The sequence below is a fragment of the Mediterraneibacter sp. 210702-DFI.5.30 genome (assembly GCF_020560115.1).
GTDB lineage: Bacteria > Bacillota > Clostridia > Lachnospirales > Lachnospiraceae > Mediterraneibacter > Mediterraneibacter faecis.
Map to the genome: position 1 here is coordinate 1 of NZ_JAJCME010000095.1, position 263 is coordinate 263.

The window sequence follows — 263 nt, forward strand, 5'->3', positions numbered from 1 at the left end:
GCATAAAGTTAAAGTTTTCGGGAAAAATATTACTGTACCAACTCCGTTTCGTGCTAACTCTGATAACGGAACCACTGATTACAAGGTTAAGATTCCTAAAAAATCAAAACTAGTTGCGAAAGGCATTACTAAAGAGCAATTTTGTGATGCTCTTACTGAGCAATTCAATGATGAATACGTGCTAAACGGCATGCTGTGTGTGAGCAGTGCGCGTTCACATATCAAGCGTGGATCAATTTTTATTCGCGTCACCAGTGTTTTAG

Annotated in this window: 1 protein-coding gene; it reads left to right on the plus strand. The window is 38.8% G+C overall.

What is annotated here, in order from left to right; translation table 11 throughout:
- A partial coding sequence (locus tag LI126_RS14825; protein WP_227165693.1) for a hypothetical protein occupies positions 1–263 on the plus strand: 263 nt, incomplete at both ends.